The 12734-nt window shown below is 73.0% G+C and carries 11 protein-coding genes; 5 read left to right on the top strand and 6 right to left on the bottom strand.

Annotated features, from left to right (window positions below; translation table 11 throughout):
- Positions 1–81: 81 nt before the first annotated feature.
- A complete protein-coding gene (locus BM237_RS14660; protein ID WP_093850234.1) occupies positions 82–858 on the bottom strand; it encodes a L,D-transpeptidase family protein in 777 nt (258 codons plus the stop codon).
- Positions 859–972: 114 nt separating this feature from the next.
- Between BM237_RS14660 and BM237_RS14655 the strand changes: the two genes are divergently transcribed.
- On the top strand, positions 973–2835 hold the full coding sequence (locus BM237_RS14655) for an ABC transporter transmembrane domain-containing protein (protein ID WP_093850083.1): 1863 nt from the start codon (positions 973–975) through the stop codon (positions 2833–2835).
- Complete coding sequence (locus tag BM237_RS14650; RefSeq protein WP_093850082.1) at positions 2832–4613, top strand: ABC transporter ATP-binding protein; 1782 nt, start codon at positions 2832–2834, stop codon at positions 4611–4613. The genes BM237_RS14655 and BM237_RS14650 overlap by 4 nt, the downstream gene beginning before the upstream one ends.
- Positions 4614–4711: 98 nt before the next feature.
- Here BM237_RS14650 and BM237_RS14645 read toward each other — a convergent pair whose 3' ends face one another.
- A complete protein-coding gene (locus BM237_RS14645) occupies positions 4712–5506 on the bottom strand; it encodes a metal-dependent hydrolase (RefSeq protein ID WP_093850081.1) in 795 nt (264 codons plus the stop codon).
- 121 nt (positions 5507–5627) lie between these two features.
- Here BM237_RS14645 and BM237_RS14640 point away from each other — a divergent pair, with 121 nt between their 5' ends.
- Positions 5628–8141 carry a DEAD/DEAH box helicase gene (locus BM237_RS14640; RefSeq protein WP_093850233.1) on the top strand — a complete coding sequence of 838 codons (2514 nt, stop codon included), beginning with the start codon at positions 5628–5630 and terminating at the stop codon, positions 8139–8141.
- On the opposite strand, the gene BM237_RS14635 is transcribed toward BM237_RS14640, so the two are convergent.
- Together BM237_RS14635 and BM237_RS14630 are read right to left on the bottom strand one after the other, a co-directional pair.
- Positions 8119–9108, bottom strand: a complete 990-nt coding sequence (locus BM237_RS14635) for a DUF6397 family protein (protein WP_139238112.1) — start codon at positions 9106–9108, stop codon at positions 8119–8121. The two genes, BM237_RS14640 and BM237_RS14635, sit on opposite strands and share 23 nt — an antisense overlap.
- 164 nt (positions 9109–9272) lie before the next feature.
- Positions 9273–9665: a roadblock/LC7 domain-containing protein gene (locus BM237_RS14630; protein ID WP_093850079.1), complete on the bottom strand. Its 393-nt coding sequence runs from the start codon at positions 9663–9665 to the stop codon at positions 9273–9275.
- A gap of 172 nt (positions 9666–9837) precedes the next feature.
- On the opposite strand from BM237_RS14630, the gene BM237_RS14625 reads away from it, so the two are divergent.
- Complete coding sequence (locus tag BM237_RS14625; protein WP_093850232.1) at positions 9838–10437, top strand: class I SAM-dependent methyltransferase; 600 nt, start codon at positions 9838–9840, stop codon at positions 10435–10437.
- Positions 10438–10539: 102 nt separating this feature from the next.
- Positions 10540–11379 carry a hypothetical protein gene (locus tag BM237_RS14620; RefSeq protein WP_245793626.1) on the top strand — a complete coding sequence of 280 codons (840 nt, stop codon included), beginning with the start codon at positions 10540–10542 and terminating at the stop codon, positions 11377–11379.
- Between the two features lie 39 nt (positions 11380–11418).
- On the opposite strand, the gene BM237_RS14615 is transcribed toward BM237_RS14620, so the two are convergent.
- On the bottom strand, positions 11419–11604 hold the full coding sequence (locus BM237_RS14615) for a tail-anchor membrane protein (protein WP_093850078.1): 186 nt from the start codon (positions 11602–11604) through the stop codon (positions 11419–11421).
- A 202-nt stretch (positions 11605–11806) separates the two neighbouring features.
- Entirely contained in the window at positions 11807–12613 is an 807-nt protein-coding gene (locus tag BM237_RS14610; protein ID WP_093850077.1) for an SGNH/GDSL hydrolase family protein, read from the bottom strand.
- Positions 12614–12734: the final 121 nt, after the last annotated feature.

The raw sequence follows: 12734 nt of genomic DNA, 5'->3' as shown, positions 1-12734 counted from the left end.
CCCGGGCGCCGCCGTGCCCGGACGGCGGCCCACCGGACGGCGGCCCCCGTCCGGTGGGCTTCCGGCCGGGCGGGCTTCCGGTCAGGAGGCGAGACTCCGCCTGTCGCCCATCACGATGACCGGGTGCTGTGCCGGGTCGAGGGTACGCAGCAGGTACTCCATCGCGGCCCTGGAGAGGCTGACGCAGCCGGAGGTTCCGCTGCCGTGGTCCATGTGCAGCCAAATACCACCGCCCTTCTCCCGGCCCAGGGGGCGGGTCGGGTCGTTGGGCGGGGTGCCCCTGACGCGGTTGTAGTCGATGGCGATGACGTAGTCGAAATCGTGCCGGTACGCCTCGGGCCAGTGGCGCGGCGCGGCGAAGGCGGCGGAGCGGGTGTACGGCAGCTTCGCCCCGGGATCGGGGAGGACGCCGCCGGCGTCGGAGAGGGTGAAGACGCCGACCGGGCTGCGTTTGTCGTTCTCGCGGTGGTCCGGTGTCCAGCCCCGCCTGCCGTTGTGGGCGGGCCAGCGGCGCTCGCGTGTCCAGGTCTCGCCGTGCCTGGTGTAGAGGACGACCGTGGCGTCCTCGGAGTCCTCGCCCGCGCCGTGGACGGCGACGACCTGCCGGGTCGAGCCGGGGATCTCGAAGTGGAGGCGCTCACCGACGCCGGGGATGCGGCGGGAATCGGCGCCGGGCGGGGAGGGCGGCCACGACGCCTCCTGCCGGGGCCGGGAGGAGGAAGAGGAAGGGGAGGAACCGGCTCCGGCCGCGCCCCCGCCGCCGCAGCCCGCGAGCAGAAGGAACGCCGTCGCGGCGGCGCAGATCACCGGCGCCGTGCGCCGGACGCCGGGTCCCAACCGTGTACCGGGCCTGCTCATGCCGTACATCGTCCCACCCCCGCGCGGAAAACCCTTTGCCCTCCCGCCGGAGATGACGGAAGGCTTGCACGGCCTCCTCCGCTTGTCCGACATCGAGACCGTTTCCGGGACGTCATGCGCATTCGCGATCTTCCATATCCCGATCCCGGCGACCCCGACGTACGGTCCGGGTCCCGCCTCATGCTCTGGCTGTGGCGCTCACAGCTGGGCGGCCAGCTGAAGGCGCTGGCCTGGGGGACGCTCCACATGGCGGCGGTCGCCTCCTTCCCCCTGGCCGTGGGCATGGCCGTACAGGCCGCCACCGAGCGCTCCGGGGACCGGCTGGTCCTCGCGGGCGCCCTGACGGTGGCGCTGGGGCTGGCGGTCACCGTCGGCGACACCATGCTGCACCGCGCCGCCGTCACCAACTGGATCACCGCCGCGGCCCGGGTGCAGCAGTTGCTGGCCCGGCGGACCGCCGCGCTGGGGGCCGCGCTGACCCGGCGGGTGGCGGCAGGCGAGGTGGTGGCCGTCTCCACCGGGGACATCGAGAAGATCGGCTGGTTCGTCGAGGCCGTCTCCCGCTTCGGCGCCGCTTCGCTGACCACGGCCGGGGTGTGCGCGGCCCTGGTGGTGTACGAGCCCCTGCTGGGCGCCGTGGTGACGCTGGGCGTGCTGGCGCTGGTGGCGGCCGTACTGCCGCTGCTGCCGCCGGCGACCCGCCGGGCGGACGCGCAGCGGGCGAAGGCCGGGCGGGCCACCGAGCTGGCCGCCGACACCGTGGCCGGGCTGCGGGTGCTGCGCGGCATCGGAGGCGAGGAGCTGTTCCTCGGCAGGTACCGCAGGGCCTCGCAGGAGGTGCGGCGGGCGGCGGTGCGGACCGCGCGGATGTGGTCGCTGATCGACGCCGTGCAGGTGGTGCTGCCGGGGGTGCTGCTGATCGCGGTGGTCTGGCTGGGGGCGCGGCTGGCGCTGGAGGGCACGGTCGCCGTGGGCGAACTGGTGACGGTGTACGGCGCGGTGACCTTCCTGCTCTTCCCGCTGCGGCTCTTCCAGGAGATCGCCATGGCCTACTCCTTCTCCCGCCCCTCGGCCGAGCGGGCCGCCCGGGTCCTGGCGCTGAGCCGCGGGACGCGGACGGACGCCGCGGTGGCGCGCGACGGCGCGCGGGTGCTGCCGGACGGCGACCTGTACGACCCGGTGAGCGGGCTGCTCGCCCCGGCCGGAAGCCTGACCGCGGTGGTGTGCGGCGACCCCGACGAGGCCGGCCGGCTCGCCGAACGTCTGGGCGGGCACGGCACCGGACCCGGAACCGGGGCACCGTCGGTGCTGCTGGGCGGGGTCGCCCTGGACGAGGTGCCGCTGGAGACGGCCCGTACCGCCGTACTGGTCCAGGACAAGGACCCGGTGCTGCTGTCGGGCACCCTGGAGGAACTGCTCGACGTGCCGTCGTCCGGCGCGGTCGCGCCCGGGCGGGCGCTGGAGGCGGCCCGGTGCGGCGATGTGCTCGCCGCACTGGCGCGCGCCGGGGGCGCCCCGGGCGGCGACCCGATGCGGGCCCGGATCACCGAGCGCGGCAGGTCGCTGTCGGGCGGCCAGCGCCAGCGGCTGGCACTGGCCCGGTCGCTGGTCGCCGATCCGCGGGTGCTGGTGCTGGACGAGCCGACCAGCGCCGTCGACTCGCACACCGAGGCACGTGTCGCCGACGCGCTGCGCCGGCTGCGGGCCGGCCGCACCACGGTGGTGTTCTCCTCCAGCCCACTGCTGCTGGACCGGGCCGACCGGGTGGTGTTCGTCTCCGGCGGCGAGGCCGCCGCGGTGGGCACCCACCGGGAGCTGCTGGCGGACGAGCCGGGGTACCGCGCGGTGGTCACCCGTGGGACCGGTGGCGATGACGACGGCGCCGACACGGCCGACACGGCCGACGAGGACGAACTCGCGGCCGACGCGGCCGGGAGCCGGGGGCCGCGGCACGAGTGGATGGAGGAGAGCGCATGATCGGCGTCGCACCGCCCGCCCATGATCCCGCCGCGTCCGAGGCGGCCGCGATTCTGCCGGTCGGCGCGCCGGATACCGTGCGCGCCTACGTCGGCGAACTGGTCCGGCGGCACCGCGGGGCCTTCGCCGTGCTGGTGTCGGTGAACGCCGTCGCGGTGCTGGCCTCCATGGCCGGCCCCTATCTGCTGGGGCGGGTGGTGGAGGACCTCGCGGCGGGGGCCCGCGATCTGCGCCTGGAGCGCACCGTCGTCCTGTTCGCCGCGGCCCTGGTCGTCCAGACGGTCTTCGTCCAGCAGGTACGGCTGCGCGGAGCGGTGCTGGGCGAGCGGATGCTGGCGGATCTGCGCGAGGACTTCCTGGTCCGCTCGGTGCGGCTGCCGCCGGGTGTGCTGGAGCGGGCCGGTACGGGCGACCTGCTGTCCAGGATCACCACCGACATCGACCGGCTGGCGGGCGCCATGCGCGAGGCGGTGCCCCAGTTGTCGATCGGCGTCGTCTGGGCCGCGCTGCTGCTGGGCGCGCTCACGGCCACCGCGCCGCCGCTGGCGCTGTCCGTCGTGATCGCCCTGCCGCTGCTGCTGGCGGGCTGCCGCTGGTACTACCGGCGGGCGCCCGGCGCCTACCACTGTGAGGCGGCGGGCTACGCCGCCGTCGCCGCCGCCCTGGCCGAGACCGTGGACGCCGGGCGGACGGTGGAGGCCCACCGGCTGGGCCCGCGCCGGATCGCCCTGTCCGAGCACCGCATCGGCCGGTGGACGGCATGGGAGCGGTACACACTGTGGTTGCGCACCGTCCTCTTCCCCGTCGTCAACGGCACCCATGTGCTGATCCTCGGCTCGGTGCTGATGCTCGGCGGCTTCTTCGTGCTGCGGGGCTGGATCTCGGTCGGCGAGCTGACGACGGGCGCGCTGCTGGCACAGATGCTGGTCGAACCGATCGGCCTGATCCTGCGCTGGTACGACGAGCTCCAGACCGCCCAGGTGTCCCTGGCCCGGCTGGTCGGGGTACGGGAAATCGAGCCGGAGTCCGGCGACGGCACGCTGCTCCCGGACGGCCGCGAGGTGCGGGCCGGCCAGGTGCGGTTCGGTTACGGCGCGGGCGGCGACGTACTGCACGGGGTGTCGCTGGACGTCACGCCCGGTACACGGGTCGCGCTGGTGGGGCCGTCGGGTGCGGGCAAGTCCACGCTGGGCCGGCTGCTGGCGGGGATCTACGCGCCGCGGGCGGGCGAGGTCACGCTCGGCGGGGCCGAGCTGTCCCGGATGCCCGCGGAACGTGTACGCGAACACGTGGCGCTGGTCAATCAGGAGCACCACGTCTTCGTCGGTTCGCTGCGCGACAACCTGCTGCTGGCGAACGCGGACGCCGGCGACGCCGAGCTGTGGGCGGCCCTCGCCGCGGTGGACGCCGCCGGCTGGGCCCGGAAGCTGGCCGACGGCCTGGACAGCGAGGTCGGCTCGGGCGGGGAGGCGATCACCCCGGCCCAGGCCCAGCAGATCGCACTGGCCCGGCTGGTGCTGGCCGATCCGCACACCCTGGTGCTGGACGAGGCGACGTCCCTGCTGGACCCGCGTGCCGCCCGGCATCTGGAGCACTCCCTGGCGCGGGTGCTCAGGGGGCGCACCGTGGTGGCGATCGCGCACCGGCTGCACACCGCGCATGACGCGGATGTGATCGCGGTCGTGGAGGACGGCCGGATCAGCGAGCTGGGAAGCCACGGTGAGCTGGTCGCCGCCGACGGCGCCTACGCCGCGCTGTGGCGGTCCTGGCACGGCTGATCCGGGCCCCCTTCCTCCTCCGCGGCCCGGGGCGCCCCGGGCCGCGGAGGAGGAAGGGGGCGGGCCGTGCGGCCGGGGACGGCTCGGCCGAGGGGGGCTCAGCCCAGGAAGCCCACGGCCCACAGCCCGCTCAGCCCGCCGGCCAGCATGAAGCCGGGCATCAGGACCTGCACCTCGACCCAGCTGCCCGCCTTGAACCGCATGGGCTTGGGTGTGCCCAGCGGGTACCAGCGCTTGCTTCCCACGGGTATCGGCCACAGCACCGGGCAGCCGGAGACGGTGATGGCGTCGCCGAGGTCGTGGACCAGGGCGCCCAGCACGATCGGCAGTCCCAGCCACAGGTACTCCTGGCCGGGCGCGGTGAACAGCCAGTCCGCCCCGTTCCCGGGCTTGTTCAGGATGTCCGCCAGGATCCAGGCGCTGGTCGCCCCCAGCAGCCACACCAGAACGTCGCTGGAGACCCGCGCCGCCCGCCACAGCAGGCCCTCGACTGCCAGCACCATGTGGACGAAGAGGATGCCCAGCACCGCCCAGCGTCCGCCGAGTATCGCGAAGGCCGAGAAACCGGCGCCCATCGCCACCGCCCACAGCCAGGTGTGGGTGAGGGTGCGGTGGCCTCCCGCTCGGCGCGGGTCGCCGGACTTGCGGGTGGCCTTGTAGACCGCGCACGAGAGTTTCTCGATCACCATGCACAGCCATCTGGAGAGCGGGCCGAAGGCGCGGGAGATCGTCGCCGACTTGTGGTCCAGGTCGGGCGCGAGGGCAGCGCCCGCGCAGATCAGGGCACCGACCACCAGGACCGGCCACGGCATCGGCCGGTCCAGGGCGTCCGCCGCCGCTCCCACCCCCAGCCACGCCGCCGCCCCCGACAGTGAATGCGCCGGTCCCATCATGTGCGTCCCCACCCCATCGCGCTCGCTCCTGCGTTGTGCCGGTGGCACAGCGTAGTGCCGATGATCTTCGTGCGGTCGGCCGGTTCCCACCGCGGGCGCCGCGGCAGGCAGTATGGAGGGCGTGACCCTTATCGATCAGATGCCGAGCACCGCAGATCCCGACACTCTCTACGAAGCCTTCTCCGGCTGGGCCGAGGGACGGGGCATCACGCTCTATCCCGCCCAGGAGGAGGCGCTGATCGAAGTGGTCTCCGGGGCGAACGTCATCCTGTCCACGCCGACCGGGTCCGGCAAGAGCCTGGTCGCGGCCGGGGCGCACTTCGCCGCGCTCGCCCAGGACAAGGTCACCTTCTACACCGCCCCCATCAAGGCCCTGGTGTCGGAGAAGTTCTTCGACCTGTGCAAGATCTTCGGCACCGAGAACGTCGGCATGCTCACCGGCGACGCCTCGGTCAACGCCGACGCGCCCGTCATCTGCTGCACCGCCGAGGTGCTCGCCTCCATCGCGCTGCGCGACGGAGCGGACGCCGACATCGGCCAGGTCGTGATGGACGAGTTCCACTTCTACGCCGAACCGGACCGCGGCTGGGCCTGGCAGATCCCGCTGCTGGAGCTGCCCCGGGCGCAGTTCGTCCTGATGTCGGCGACGCTCGGCGACGTGAGCAGGTTCGAAAAGGACCTGACGCGGCGCACCGGGCGTCCGACCGCCGTGGTGCGCTCCGCCACCCGGCCGGTGCCGCTGAGTTACGAATACCGCACGACCGGCCTGACCGAGACGCTGACCGAACTGCTCGAGACCCACCAGGCTCCGGTCTACATCGTGCACTTCACCCAGGCCCAGGCGGTGGAGCGCGCCCAGGCGCTGATGAGCATCAACATGTGCTCGCGCGCCGAGAAGGACGAGATCGCCAAGCTGATCGGCAACTTCCGCTTCACCACCAAGTTCGGGCGGAACCTCTCGCGCTACGTCCGGCACGGCATCGGGGTGCACCACGCCGGAATGCTGCCGAAGTACCGGCGGCTGGTGGAGAGGCTGGCCCAGGCGGGCCTGCTGAAGGTGATCTGCGGTACCGACACCCTCGGGGTGGGCGTCAACGTGCCCATCCGCACGGTGCTGTTCACCGCGCTGACCAAGTACGACGGCAACCGGGTGCGGGTGCTGCGGGCACGGGAGTTCCACCAGATCGCGGGCCGCGCCGGCCGGGCCGGTTTCGACACCGCGGGCCTGGTCGTGGCCCAGGCTCCCGAGCACGTCGTCGAGAACGAGAAGGCCCTCGCCAAGGCGGGCGACGACCCGAAGAAGCGCCGTAAGGTGGTGCGGAAGAAGGCCCCGGAGGGCTTCGTCAACTGGAGCGGGCAGACCTTCGAGAAGCTGATCGCCTCCGATCCGGAGCCGCTCACCTCCCGTTTCAGGGTGACCCACGCGATGCTGCTGTCCGTCATCGCCCGGCCCGGTGACGCCTTCGCCGCGATGCGCAAGCTGCTGGAGGACAACCACGAGGACCGGCGCAGCCAGCTGCGCCACATCCGGCGGGCGATCGCCATCTACCGCTCCCTCCTGGACGGCGGGGTCGTCGAGCGGCTGGACGCACCCGACGCCGAGGGGCGCCGTATCCGGCTGACCGTGGACCTCCAGCAGGACTTCGCGCTCAACCAGCCGCTGTCGACCTTCGCTCTCGCCGCGTTCGAGCTGCTGGACCCCGAGTCCCCCTCGTACGCGCTGGACATGGTCTCCGTGGTGGAGTCCACGCTGGACGACCCGCGGCAGATCCTGGCCGCCCAGCAGAACAAGGCCAGGGGCGAGGCCGTCGCACAGATGAAGGCCGACGGCGTCGAGTACGAGGAACGCATGGAGCGGCTGGCGGACATCGGCTACCCCAAGCCGCTGGAGGAGTTGCTCTTCCACGCCTACGGCGTCTACCGCAAGAGCCATCCGTGGGTCGGCGACCATCCCCTGTCCCCCAAATCCGTGATCCGTGACATGTACGAACGGGCCATGACCTTCGGGGAGTTCGTCTCCCACTACGAGCTGGCCCGCACCGAGGGCATCGTGCTGCGCTATCTGGCCAGCGCCTACAAGGCGCTGGAGCACACCGTGCCCGACGACCGGAAGTCCGAGGACTTCCAGGACATCGTCGAGTGGCTGGGCGAGATGGTGCGCCAGGTCGACTCCAGCCTGCTGGACGAGTGGGAGCAGCTGGCCAACCCCGAGGACGAGACCGCCGAGGAGGCCCAGGACCGCGCCGACCAGGTCAAGCCCGTCACCGCCAACGCCCGTGCCTTCCGCGTGCTGGTGCGCAACGCGATGTTCCGGCGGGTGGAGCTGGCCGCCCTGGACAAGGTCGAGGAGCTGGGCGAGCTGGACGCCGAGGCCGGCTGGGACGCCGACGCCTGGGCCGAGGCCATGGACGCGTACTGGGAGGAGTACGACGACCTGGGCACCGGTCCGGACGCCCGCGGCCCGAAGCTGCTGCGGATCGAGGAGCGTCCCGAGGAAGGCCTGTGGCGGGTGCGGCAGACGTTCGCCGATCCCGGCGGCGACCACGACTGGGGGATCACCGCGGAGGTCGACCTCACCGCCTCCGACGAGGAGGGCCGGGCGGTGCTCAAGGTCATCGACGTGGGACAGCTCTGACGGCGGCCGCGGGAGCGCGCGGGGACGGGTCCACGGCCGGCGGGGGCGACTGACGGGCTTCGTGACACGGGAGGAAATCTCCCAAAGGGAGCGGAACCGGTCCCCCTCCTCCAGCTCTTCCGGCTCCTCCGGCTTCTGCGTTCCCGGCCGGCCGGTGCTCCCGCTCCGGCCGGCACCGGGAACGGGCCGATCGCGCCGTGCTCAGCGCCAGCGTCAGGCCCAGCCGGTGCCGGAGAACCTCATCCTCGCCGTCGGCCGTGAGCAACCCCCGCACGACCCTCCTGGCCGCGAGGGACTCCGGCCGGGCGGTGGTCAGCTCCGGCCGCAGTTCCGCCAGGCGGGCCCGCTCGGCCGGATCCGGTACGGCCTCCTCCAGTACCTCCGGTGTGAGCACCGCGGCGTGGGCGGCGGCCGCCGCCCACGGATCGTCCGTCCGGCGGACCGCCTGGGCGATCCGCCGGTTGCGCCAGTGGCGCGGACGCCAGTCCTCGCCCTCGGCCAGGACGCGCAGCAGCCCCTCGGGCAGCGGGCCGCGCAGCAGCGCCGGCCGGCACTCGGCGACGTCCCGCAGCTCGCTGGCGAGGTAGAGCCAGACCACCGCCCGGTACCGGTTGAGGGAGAAACGCACCGGCCCGAAGCAGCCGGCCCGGGCCAGCCGCGTGAAGCGCACCGCGGTGACACCCAGCAGCCCGGCGCCCTCCCGTGCACCGACCAGACGCAACCGCTCACGCAAAGTGGCCGGAAACCCCTCCTCGGCGCGCACCCGGGCCAGTTCGGCCACCGGCACCCGGCGGTGACGGCTCTCGCGCCGCGACGCCACCGTCGACAGCGCGCCCAGCTCCACGGCCAGTTCCAGCTCCCTCGGCCTGATTCCCAGCATCCGGTGCGCCTCACCCATCGGCACGGCCTCCACCGCGTCCGTCTCCCGTGTACCGGTTTTCTCCGCCCGTACCAGTCCGACCGGCATGGTGATCCCCCTGAGCATCTCGACGACTACCGTGTGCGACGAAGGTAGTCCGCTGTCGATCCACTCCGGGGAACCTGTGGAAAACCTGGAGAAAGCCCTGGTGGGACTGTGTCCGGGGTAAGGCCTGCGATGGCCCGGCGGGGCGGCCGGCCCCGGGCCGCCGCTCAGCGGTCGTTGCGCATGGCCACTCCCAGGTGCTCGCCGACCCGGTTCACCAGCAGGGTCGTCTCGTAGGCGATCTGGCCCAGATCGGCCTCCGCCTCGGCGAGCACGCACAGACAGCTGCCGTCTCCGGCGGCCGTCACGAAGAGCATCCCCTCGTCGAACTCGATCATCGTCTGCCGCGCTCGGCCCACATGGAAGTGCTCCCCCGTGCCTCTGGCCAGGCTGTGCAGCCCGGACGCGACGGCGGCCAGGTGTTCGGCCTCGCTCCGCTCCAGGCTCTGGGCGGCTCCGGTGACCAGCCCGTCGTTCGAGAGCACCAGCGCATGTCGTACCGAAGGCATCCGCTGCGTCAGATCGTCCAGCAGCCAGTCCAGCTCACTGCTCAGGGCCATCCCCGATTCCCCCTTCTCATGGTCACGCGGTGCCAGCCTTACCCACGACGGGCCCCGGGGCAACCACCGATCTCGGCCGCCCGCCGCCCGGTCGGAACAGGAAGGAAACCGGAAGCAGGGGTACCGGGATCGGTCAACGGGAAAGGCACCGGCAGTGGACGATGACGACCGTATGACGAAGTACGACGGGACACGTGTGCTGGAGTTCTTCACCGAGCGGGCTGCCGGCTGGGACGCCCGCTTCCCCGACGACGGCCCCGCCTACGACGCCGCCGTGGCCGAGCTGGGACTGTTCCCCGGCGACACGGTGCTGGACGCCGGCTGCGGCACCGGGCGCGCGCTGCCCGCGCTGCGCGCGGCGGTGGGCAGACAGGGCACGGTGGTGGGCGTCGATCTCACCCCGGCGATGCTGGAGGTCGCCGTCCTGGCCGGACGGCACCGCGGCGCACTGCTGACCGTCGCCGACGCCGCCCGGCTGCCGCTGCGCGGCGGAGTGCTCGACGCGGTGTTCGCGGCCGGCCTGGTGTCGCACCTGCCCGACCCGGCCGGCGGCCTGCGGGAACTGGCCCGGGTGGTCCGGCCCGGCGGCCGTCTCGCGCTGTTCCATCCGGTCGGGCGCGCCGCTCTCGCCGCCCGGCACGGGCGCCCGCTCAGGCCCGACGACCCGCGGGCCGAGCCGAACCTCCGCCCCCTGCTGGCGGCCGCGGGCTGGCGCCTGGTCTCCTGCGCCGACGAGGACCACCGCTACTTCGCGCTGGCCGTGCGCGACTGAGCACCGCTCGCGGTCCCCCGGGCTCACGGGCCGAGGAGGGCGCCCCGGTGTGTCCCCGGTCTCTCGACGCCGCCCCCCTGACATGGCTAGGGTGCGCGGACGATGTCCGGAGAGTCCGGAGAGGAGGCCGACGTGGCAGAGGCACAGGACGCGCGCGGCGGGAGCGACGACGCGCTGTACGTGCTGACCGCGGCACTGCTCACCCCCGCACAGTTCCCGAGCGTCCTCGGCGACGACTACCCCGAGGCGTGCGCCGCTCTGGGGCTGGAGCCGTACGCGGAGGGCCACGGCCTCGTTCTCGGCCAGGACGGGCAGGGCGCGCGCTGGACCGTCGTCACGGAGGACGTGTCCCTCGTGGCGTGCGCGATCGCCGCCTGGGACTGCGGCATGGAGTACGACCTGTCCCCGGACGAGCGGACGATCGCCGCCGTGCTGCCCGGCTGGCCGCTGGCGCTGGCGGTTGCCGCGCCCGGTGTCCCCGCCCCCCACGACCCGGAGCCCGATCCGGAACTGGACGGCGGCCGGGCACCGCTGTCCCCGCCGGACACCTCGCGCTGGGGCCCGGCGCAGCGACGGCTGGGCGCGGACGAGATCGCGTTGCAGTGGACGGACTGGCGCGCCCGGGTCGAGGCGGACGTGACGTTCGTCGAGCCGGGTGAGAACCCCGACAGCAGGGTCCGGCACGTTCTGGAGGAGGCTCGCGGCTACGTGCACTCCCCGCCGCCGCCCGGCCGGATCCGTTCCGCCTTCGCCACCGAGGAGGCGCGGACTCTGCGTGCGGACGGGCCCGGCTGGAGCCTGGTGGCGCGCACCGACGACATCGCGTTCGTCCTGCTGGACGACGAGCCCGGCGAGGTGCTCCCGGTGGGCCGCGGTTCGGAGCTGCCGGGGCTGCTCAAGGCTCTGGACGAGCTGGCGGTGCGGCCTGACGCTGCGGTCTGAGTTCCGGCCGGTCCGCGCGGGCCGCCGGCCGCGCCCGGGTCAGCGCCCGAGCTCCTTGCGGCCCACCCGCCGCACCCTGCGCCGCTGCGAGGGGTCGAGGGCCAGGTAGGCGATCGCCGGCACACCGACCACCACCGCCAGTGCTATCAGGAAACTGCCGGTCAGCGCCCACAGCAGCAGCCCCACCGCCACACCGCCGACGGCGGCCTTTCCACGGTTGGTCATCTTCCACGCCTCCTTTGGCGACGGTACGACCGCCGCTCACTTGGGAGAACGTACGTACGGGCCGCCTGGTTCCACGCCTCCGCCGCCGTACCGGAGAACAAGGAGCGGCGCCGGTGGCCGCCCGCGGCTTCCGCGGGCGGCCACCGGCCACCGTTCCGGCCGGGTTCCGGCCGGGTTGTGTCAGGCGTGGATCAGGCGTGGATCAGGCGAGGCCCTCCATCACGGGGTAGTAGCCCCCGGACTGGCCGGCCGCCTTGGGGTGGTACGAGTTGGTGATGTTGAGCCAGTCGACGCTGTGCAGCCACGAGTCGCCGGAGCAGATCTCGTGCCCGGTGAACCTGCCGCGGACGTCGCCGAAGGTGAAGCCGTGGTTGGCGACGCGCTTGGCGATGGTGTCGCTCAGGTGGTCGGACGCGTCGTTGATGGCCGCGCGCGAGGTCTCGCTGAGTCCCGCCCAGCAGCTGCCGTTGAGCTTGTAGAAGCGGGGGTAGTTGAGGACGACGACCCGGGCGTTGGGCGCCTTGCTGCGGATGGCGTTGTAGACCGCGTCGAGCTTCCCGGGCAGGGTGTTGGAGATGTAGGTGCGCGCCTCGTTGATCCGCGCGACGCACGCGTTGGTGCCCTGCAGGACACAGGTGGTCATGGCGTCGGCGAAACCGGCGTCGTTGCCGCCGATGGAGATGCTCACCAGGGTAGTGCCCGACGTCAGGGGGCCGAGCTGGTTGTTGATGACGTCGCCGGTCTTGGCGCCGGAGCAGGCGGTGAAGTGGAAGGAGGCGGGGGCGTTCGCGTTCTTCCACAGCACCGGATACGCCTTGGTGCTGCGCTTGCAGGATCCGCTGGAACTGTCGTAGCTGCCGGCGCCGACTCCGGAGGAGTAGGAGTCGCCGAGCGCGACGTAGGAGGTGGCCGCGGCTTCCTGGGCGGATGCCACGCCCGCGCCGCCGAGTCCGAGTCCGACCAGGGCGGCGAGGGTGGCCGCCACGGACGCGAGACGGGACAACTTCATGAAGTCTCCTGGGTGTGGAGGGAAGAGGGGGGAGGTGCGCCTACTACGTAGTAGCAGCGCGGAGCGCTTTCAGGAAGTGTCCATGCCAAAACTGATCCAACATTCGGTTGAACAACCGCCC

It is taken from the genome of Streptomyces mangrovi, from assembly GCF_900114215.1.
GTDB lineage: Bacteria > Actinomycetota > Actinomycetes > Streptomycetales > Streptomycetaceae > Streptomyces > Streptomyces barkulensis.
The sequence above is the reverse complement of the archived record's forward strand: the minus strand, read 5'-3'. Positions and strand labels throughout refer to the sequence as shown.